The sequence below is a fragment of the Bacteroides caecigallinarum genome (genome assembly GCF_021531075.1).
Classification (GTDB): Bacteria; Bacteroidota; Bacteroidia; order Bacteroidales; family Bacteroidaceae; genus Phocaeicola; species Phocaeicola caecigallinarum_B.
Genome location: NZ_JADYTJ010000085.1, coordinates 1 through 6,126, shown reverse-complemented (window position 1 = coordinate 6,126; position 6,126 = coordinate 1). Strand labels below are relative to the sequence as shown.

The 6,126-nt window shown below is 31.3% G+C and carries 8 protein-coding genes and 1 pseudogene; all 9 read right to left on the bottom strand.

Features of this window, described 5'->3' with window-relative positions; translation table 11 throughout:
* Positions 1-310: 310 nt before the first annotated feature.
* The gene (locus tag I6E11_RS13975; protein WP_235338753.1) at positions 311-1,189 is read right to left on the bottom strand and encodes a penicillin-binding transpeptidase domain-containing protein; all 879 of its coding nucleotides are present in this window, start codon (positions 1,187-1,189) and stop codon (positions 311-313) included.
* A gap of 21 nt (positions 1,190-1,210) precedes the next feature.
* Complete coding sequence (locus I6E11_RS13970) at positions 1,211-1,531, bottom strand: hypothetical protein (RefSeq protein WP_235338752.1); 321 nt, start codon at positions 1,529-1,531, stop codon at positions 1,211-1,213.
* Positions 1,532-1,557: 26 nt separating this feature from the next.
* On the bottom strand, positions 1,558-1,857 hold the full coding sequence (locus tag I6E11_RS13965; protein ID WP_235338751.1) for a hypothetical protein: 300 nt from the start codon (positions 1,855-1,857) through the stop codon (positions 1,558-1,560).
* A gap of 2 nt (positions 1,858-1,859) precedes the next feature.
* The gene (locus tag I6E11_RS13960; RefSeq protein WP_235338750.1) at positions 1,860-2,183 is read right to left on the bottom strand and encodes a hypothetical protein; all 324 of its coding nucleotides are present in this window, start codon (positions 2,181-2,183) and stop codon (positions 1,860-1,862) included.
* A gap of 639 nt (positions 2,184-2,822) precedes the next feature.
* Positions 2,823-3,410 carry a tyrosine-type recombinase/integrase gene (locus tag I6E11_RS13955; protein ID WP_235338749.1) on the bottom strand — a complete coding sequence of 196 codons (588 nt, stop codon included), beginning with the start codon at positions 3,408-3,410 and terminating at the stop codon, positions 2,823-2,825.
* 156 nt (positions 3,411-3,566) lie between these two features.
* Complete coding sequence (locus I6E11_RS13950) at positions 3,567-4,013, bottom strand: JAB domain-containing protein (protein WP_235338748.1); 447 nt, start codon at positions 4,011-4,013, stop codon at positions 3,567-3,569.
* A gap of 11 nt (positions 4,014-4,024) precedes the next feature.
* Positions 4,025-4,291 (bottom strand): hypothetical protein, encoded by a 267-nt coding sequence (locus tag I6E11_RS13945; protein WP_235338747.1) that lies wholly within the window; start codon positions 4,289-4,291, stop codon positions 4,025-4,027.
* Between the two features lie 85 nt (positions 4,292-4,376).
* Complete coding sequence (locus I6E11_RS13940) at positions 4,377-5,396, bottom strand: DUF3871 family protein (RefSeq protein WP_235338746.1); 1,020 nt, start codon at positions 5,394-5,396, stop codon at positions 4,377-4,379.
* A gap of 474 nt (positions 5,397-5,870) precedes the next feature.
* Positions 5,871-6,126: pseudogene (locus I6E11_RS13935) on the bottom strand (hypothetical protein); the annotation flags it as partial.

Below are 6,126 nucleotides of genomic sequence, written 5' to 3'. Positions count from 1 at the left end.
CTCTTTGGTTTACTTAATAAATAAGTATATCCTTGTACAAATATAGCTATTTCATAAATGAAGCACAAATTAAATGCTTTATAATTGTAGTCAGTGACTATAGATATTTAAGTAATTAGAAACATATAGTATTGCTTTTTTCTATGTTCTTTGGGATTATCCTTATTTCAGAATACTATATATCTTACAACATTTCTTTGATAGGGGTATGTAATCTATATTTTCTTTTAAAATGTTGTATCTATATAAAAGAAAAACAGCATAAGAGTTTTTGGCTCAAATGCTGTTCTTACATATAAATTTTAATTGGCTATTTGTTCATATAATCTACTATCTGCCTAAACACGTCACCAGCCATAAAACCAGCAGCAGGTAAATCTTCCTTATTGATAGAAACAATAATAGAATATTGTGGATTGTCAGCAGGGAAATAACCACAGAACTCTACAATATAGCTTCCATTTTCAAGTTGTAAAGTACCTGTTTTTCCAGCTACCTGTACTTTCTCTGATTTTGCGGTTTGTCCTAAACCATCAGTTACCACATATTTTAATGCTTGCTTTAGGCTATCTGTATTTGCTTTACTTGCTATATTCCCATTCTTGGCAATATCATTATATAGAGTAAGCATTTTTAGAGTATTCAGACTATCTAAATTAATCCCCATTTTATTTAACTGGGCTTGATATTCCCGTTCACTGCCAAAAGCCTTTTCTATTGTTTTATATACTGCAATTTCTGAACTTACAGCTAATCCCTGTTGGATAGTGATTGTACCATATCCACCTCTTTGCCAGTTATGGTCTTTTATCTCTATTCCATTATCAGAATAAATTCCATTGCCAACATTTACAGTATCTGATAATTTGACTTTACCTGTTTCAAGTGCTGCCAATATAGATAAAGGTTGTATCAATCCCAAAGTTTGTGTTTGGGGTAGATTCTCACTTGGCTGATAAGTTGCACTATCTTTTCTTTCAAGTCCTACCATAGCTTTTATTTGCTCTGTCTGAACTTCCATGATTATGGCTTGACCAGATAAAGCATTAAGTTCTGATAGTTTGCTTTCTAAGATTGATGTAGCTTTAGATTGTAAAGTTGTATCTATATAAGAACTATAATTCTTATTGTATTTACAAGATGCTATTCCAATTATGAATAAAAAAAATATCCAATTATATGCTTTCATTAGATTCAATAATTATGATGCTTATCGGAGATTTGTTTTTGCTGCTAATAATAAAGAAGCACCAGCAGTCAAATCCATGCTATCAAAATTTTTTATGATGGGAATCATATTATTTCTTATATATGAATCAGAAATAGGCTGTTTGCATCCTTGTGCATATTCTTTAAAAAAGTAATATAAACAGTTATCGCTTTCTTGTTCTGAAAGATTCTCTTGTGTTTTAAGTAAGTAATGAATAGCTTTCAGTTCCTTTGCCATCTTAAATTGGTCATTAAGATGTCCACTTACCATCATTATTCCAAAAATGGAAGACATAATTTTTTTCTGTTGAATTTCATTCATATTAGTATGTATTAATGGTTGTATTATTATAATAATTCTTCTGCTTGCTGAACTAAAGAAGCAGCAATTCCGTGCAAATCCATTATGGTCATTTTCCTACCTTTAAAATAATAAGGTGCAAGAAATACGCTTCGCCCTGAACTCTGTATTATATCAGCAATTTCACTCATAAGTACACTGACCGTTCCACATTCTACTCTAAGTCGTTCTTTATTTATTGAATATGGATATTGTAATTCTCCTGCTATATAATCAAGTTTTGGCTCAAGCTGTTTAATTAAAGCATTAATGCGTCCAATAGCATTGTAATTTGAAAAGAATCCCATAATTATATTTGTTTATCAATCATTCCACATTCTGATAGTATTTCATTTAAAATAAAAGCCATTTGTGGCTCATTCTTTTTACCGCCATTTAAATATGAATTTAGCAAGTGTTGTTGTGCTGTCTTTTTATCTTCTCTATTCATATTTCTAAGGACTCTATAAATTTCTTCTTTAGTACTATTTTGAATAGCAGACATAGCATCTTTAACGTCTCTTATTCCTAATTTAATTAATTCATTATTTATGCAACTTAGCCCTGATGGTTTTGTAAAATCAACAAAAAACAAAGCAAGTCCTGCTGTGTAAAGTTTTTCAGTAGTTGTCATTTTTATATTATATAATGCCTACCTGTTCCCTACGATAAGCAGTAAATAAAAAAGGTGTGGGAACACTATTTGCTTTATCCTTGTAACAGGCTCTCGCATTCATTGCCTTTGCTGTGGATAAAACAATAGCATCCCACACCAATTTGACAATATCTAAGCCCTATAAACATAAGGTATGGATATATCAATGGTGTGGTGCTATTGCCATCATCTTCACAGCGTTTCAAATTTGCGAGATTTGTTACAAGAAGATAATTTCAATAACACCTTTCGTTTAATTATGTCCTTCCAGTTTATTAACTCTATAATCCACTGAAATTGATGCAAATGTAACGAAAGGTTTTGATATTCTGAATAAAATCTAAAATAAATATTTATTTATATACTCAAAATTTATATGACTATATATATACGGCTATTTCTTTGGATATTTTGAAACAGCTATCTCCATATGGATTATAAAAGTAGAAGTGATTCTAAAGTTTAAAAACTTATGTATTTGACCTGTTACTATAAGGCTGAAATGCCAAACATAAATAATCAGACTTTAAGTATATCTGGAGTTTTAATTTTAGGTAGGACAAACTTTGATTTGGGTTTATAAATCAAACCTTGTTCTTGATTTGTCCTACCTGTTGTTTAGAAACTTAATGATTCATAAGTCTGCAATATTTCTTCCTGTCTTAATACTAAGTATCTTTTAGTAATGGCAACAGAACTATGATTGAATAATTCCATAAGCTTAACTAAAGCAAGTTCTGAATTGTCGCTGTTCATATTATAAACCTGTCTGCCAAAAGTTTTTCTAAGTGAATGGCAGGAAAAGTTTTTAATCTTTAGCCTGTACTTCTTCTTTACCTCTTTAAGAATGATATTTATTCTCTGGACTGAAAATACTGTGCCTTTCTGACTTACTAAGATTGGTGCATTTATTCCAATTGGGTTTATATGCTCGTAACATTCTCTGATATGTTCCTGTAGCTGGGGATTCAGTCTTATAGTTCTTTGCTTTCCTGTCTTTTTCTCAATTACAGTAAATTCGTCAATATCTAATATCTGTTTCCATCTTAAAGATAGAATATCAGATATTCTTAATCCTGTGAAACACCCTAAAGCTATAAGAAGTGATATTTTATAATTATCATCTTTAGCCAGTTTTCTTATAAGGTTCATTGCATCTGACCAAACAAGATAGTCTGCTGTTGTGCTTGAATATTTAAGTGACATAATGTTCTGTTTTATAAGTAAATGAATAAAAGTGAATATTAATTTTGAGTTGGATTTACTAACTCATTGATTTATAAGGAAACATTCACTAATAGCAGAAGTGAATATTATAATGTAAGGACACCCAACTAAAAATATTGAGTGTCCTTGTTTATCTTACAGCATTCCTTCATCAGCAAAACTGTAGTATTCTGTATCTGAAAGGATGATATGGTCTAAAACTTTTATCCTCATAAAATTAGATGCTTCTCTTACTTGCTTAGTCAGTCTTATATCCTCTGGACTTGGCTTTAAATTTCCACTTGGATGATTATGTGCCAGAATTAAAGCTACAGAATTAGTAAGTAATGCAGCTTGGAATATAAGTCTTACATCTGCTGTTGTTTCTGTCAGTCCTCCCTCTGAAATTAGAGTATATCCTAAAACTTGGTTGGCTTGATTAAGAAACAAGACTTTGAAATATTCCTTGTAGCATATAGTTCCTTTCTTATATGTAGAAAGTAGATATTTATAAGCATCCTCTGAACAGGTTACTTTTTGTTGATTCTTGAATTTGGGTTTGTATGATAATTTCACTTCTCCTACTTTATAATCTATATTCATAATGTCAAAATTTAAAAAGGTTTATTTCCATATTTATAATCCAGAATAGAATTACAGATTCTATCATAAAAAGAGAATCCGCAACAGGTACAGAAATAGCTTTCATAAACTGCTGCATATTCTCCTGCAAGTCTGTTTTCCAACAGTTCATCAAATCTGTGTAGCCAGTATTTAAGTGACTGTAGTCTTTTAATGTATTGCAGATTATTCTCACTGCGGTTTAATTTGTTCTGCATTTCTGTAATATGCTCAACTACTTTTTCAATATCTTTATTCATAATAGTTTGTATTATAAGTTTATATAAACGAAAAAAGGACAACTAACTTAATAGCTGCCCTTTTCTCTCAATCAATAAAGCTCATTTAATCAATGAACCATTTATATTTCTCATCACCATGTAAAGCTGAATTGATTCCTAAAGCCATTTCTGTAGCATTAAGTGAACGGTCTAAGAATGAATCAATATAGCTTGACTTATTAGCTCCAGTCAATAAATTGTAAAATTTCCACATATTAAGTTCACTTCCAAAGCTACCAAAGTTTTCATCATTGATGTATGCTTTAGCTACACTGTTTATTTGTGTATCAGTAAGCAACATTCTTGGCAATGCTTTCTGGTAGCCTGTTGGCAAACATTGATAAAGTCTCATTCTACCTATTATCTGACAAAATTGGTGTTCACTCATAGAAGTGTTACCTAATTGTTGCATAAGATAAATATGCTTGGCTGGGTTGTAGTTACTGAATAGTTCTAATGCTGCACGATATAATTCTGTAGTATTGCTTACTCTCAAATCATCCTTGTAACCGTCTGTAAATATGCACATGTTACAGCAGACTTGGTTTTTGAATCCAATTGCAAGACGGAACAACTCTGGAACTTTCTTTGAATATAGATTCATCTGGTTGTAAGCTCTCACACCTACGATAGAAAGATTTAATTTATTTTCTCCTACTGTTTCATAAATGGTTGGAACATCAATACTGAAAGCACATCTTTCATAGTAGATAGTCTTATCAGATTCCAAAAGTTGATTTGCTGGTTTATGGATAGCTTCTGGGATTCTACCTTTAATAATGTGGCTTGTTCTGATTGTGGCTTGTTCCACTTTTTCACCACAAAAGAAAGATTGTGCTGCATCCTGTATTGTTTCCACAAACTGAGCATGATTGATTGTAAGCTCATTGTCTTTAGAGAACACTGGAGTAATGCAATCATTCTTTAAATGATTCAATGTTACTTCCTGTGTGTTGGCTTCGATAAAATGATTGGCTGGCTTTACTGGCTCATCCATGATAATGGTAGCTTCTTCTGCATATTCACCCAAATTCATTCTCTCACGGTTCTGTGCCATAGATGGCATAATAACTAAATTTCTCATAATGATTAATTTTTTAAATGATTATTGATTGAATTAACTCCAGAGCAATGAATCGCCCATGAAGCAATGAATTGCTTCGATTCCCTCTTGGTACGATTACAAATACTCTTGGTACATTTATAGGGGTGATACGATTAGGCTATTTATATTATCTATGTATTTGTGTATCATCCTATAAAGTCTATCAATGATGTGAGGTGAATAGTAAAATTTATAATGAATCTGGGGGTGAGTAGTGTCTGCCAATTTTCATTTTTCCTTTGCTTTGTGAGAGGGGGTATAAAATTGGGGTATGGCATCCCGTACAACATTTTGGGGATTGGGGTTATAAAATCCATTTTTACACTTTAATGTTGTATCTATTTAAAAAATCAGACTTTATGTGATTATAAAGTGTATTTAAGGTAGAATGAGGATTTTTTGTACCATTTATTAATATATATAATAACCAGTATAAATAATCCCCACTACCTATTATTTGAGCTTTAAAGTCAGCTTAACCATATTTTTAGAGTTGGTTGGATTCCACTCTTTGCGTTGTTTGGCAATATCATTGCTTAATAATAGTTCTTTAGGAGTAAGCTCAAATCCATTGGGTAAGAATTTTAATAATCCAGCATTATATAAATCCAGATTGTAACTTTCGATATTATTTTTACCCATTCCAAGTGTAGTTGCCAACTTTTTTGAGGAAAGAATAATTTTGTTATTGTTTGCTATCAATAAGAGC

What these genes read in the sequence shown, in the direction of transcription:
- I6E11_RS13975 (WP_235338753.1), bottom strand. Translation starts at nt 1,189, where the DNA reads ATGAAAGCATATAATTGGATATTTTTTTTATTCATAATTGGAATAGCA.
- I6E11_RS13970 (WP_235338752.1), bottom strand. Translation starts at nt 1,531, where the DNA reads ATGAATGAAATTCAACAGAAAAAAATTATGTCTTCCATTTTTGGAATA.
- I6E11_RS13965 (WP_235338751.1), bottom strand. Translation starts at nt 1,857, where the DNA reads ATGGGATTCTTTTCAAATTACAATGCTATTGGACGCATTAATGCTTTA.
- I6E11_RS13960 (WP_235338750.1), bottom strand. Translation starts at nt 2,183, where the DNA reads ATGACAACTACTGAAAAACTTTACACAGCAGGACTTGCTTTGTTTTTT.
- I6E11_RS13955 (WP_235338749.1), bottom strand. Translation starts at nt 3,410, where the DNA reads ATGTCACTTAAATATTCAAGCACAACAGCAGACTATCTTGTTTGGTCA.
- I6E11_RS13950 (WP_235338748.1), bottom strand. Translation starts at nt 4,013, where the DNA reads ATGAATATAGATTATAAAGTAGGAGAAGTGAAATTATCATACAAACCC.
- I6E11_RS13945 (WP_235338747.1), bottom strand. Translation starts at nt 4,291, where the DNA reads ATGAATAAAGATATTGAAAAAGTAGTTGAGCATATTACAGAAATGCAG.
- I6E11_RS13940 (WP_235338746.1), bottom strand. Translation starts at nt 5,396, where the DNA reads ATGAGAAATTTAGTTATTATGCCATCTATGGCACAGAACCGTGAGAGA.